Origin of the sequence: Ruegeria lacuscaerulensis (assembly GCF_013031245.1) — a bacterium.
In the GTDB taxonomy this organism is placed as follows: Bacteria; Pseudomonadota; Alphaproteobacteria; order Rhodobacterales; family Rhodobacteraceae; genus Ruegeria; species Ruegeria lacuscaerulensis_C.
In genome coordinates this window covers 1-1,228 of sequence record NZ_WPZL01000101.1, presented here as the reverse complement: position 1 = coordinate 1,228, position 1,228 = coordinate 1, and the positions used below count along the sequence as shown (strand labels likewise).

At 59.9% G+C, this 1,228-nt stretch carries 1 protein-coding gene; it reads left to right on the top strand.

Going from position 1 to position 1,228, the window contains the following annotated elements:
• The coding region (gene tuf, locus GOX66_RS25495; RefSeq protein WP_170766713.1) for an elongation factor Tu at positions 1-1,176 on the top strand (1,176 nt) is incomplete at its 5' end.
• Positions 1,177-1,228 lie beyond the last annotated feature (52 nt).

Here is a 1,228-nt window from a genome sequence, read left to right as displayed (position 1 = left end):
ATGGCAAAGGAAAAGTTTGAGCGTAATAAGCCGCACGTCAACATCGGCACGATTGGCCACGTTGACCACGGCAAGACCACGCTGACCGCAGCAATCACCAAGTATTTCGGTGACTTCAAAGCGTATGACCAGATTGACGGCGCGCCGGAAGAAAAAGCACGTGGCATCACCATCTCGACCGCCCACGTGGAATACGAGACCGACAACCGCCACTATGCGCACGTCGACTGCCCCGGCCACGCCGACTACGTCAAGAACATGATCACCGGTGCCGCGCAGATGGACGGCGCGATCCTGGTTGTGAACGCCGCTGACGGCCCGATGCCGCAGACCCGCGAGCACATCCTGCTGGGCCGCCAGGTTGGCATCCCGAAGATGGTCGTGTTCATGAACAAAGTTGACCAGGTTGACGACGAAGAGCTGCTGGAACTGGTTGAGATGGAAGTTCGCGAACTGCTGTCCAGCTACGAATACCCCGGCGACGACATTCCGATCATCGCAGGGTCGGCTCTGGCCGCGATGGAAGGCAACAACCCGGAAATCGGCGAAGAGAAGATCAAGGAACTGATGGCGGCTGTTGATGACTACATCGACACCCCTGAGCGTGAAGTTGACAAGCCGTTCCTGATGCCGGTCGAAGACGTGTTCTCGATCTCGGGCCGTGGTACCGTTGTGACCGGTCGTGTCGAGCGTGGCGTGATCAACGTTGGTGACGAGATTGAAATCGTCGGCATCCGCGACACTCAGAAAACCACCTGCACCGGTGTTGAAATGTTCCGCAAGCTGCTGGACCGCGGTGAAGCCGGCGACAACATCGGCGCCCTGCTGCGCGGTATCGACCGTGACGGCGTTGAGCGTGGCCAGGTTCTGTGTAAGCCGGGTTCGGTGACACCGCACACCAAGTTCGAAGCCGAAGCCTACATCCTGACCAAGGAAGAAGGCGGCCGTCACACCCCGTTCTTCGCGAACTACCGTCCGCAGTTCTACTTCCGTACGACGGACGTGACCGGCACCGTGACCCTGGCCGAAGGCACTGAGATGGTCATGCCCGGCGACAACGTTGGCTTCAGCGTCGAGCTGATCGCGCCGATCGCGATGGAGGACGGTCTGCGTTTCGCCATCCGCGAAGGCGGCCGCACCGTCGGCGCCGGCGTTGTGTCGAAAATCATCGAGTAATTCGCACCCGCGAGAACTTGTGGAAAGGGCGTCCCTCGGGACGCCCTTTTTT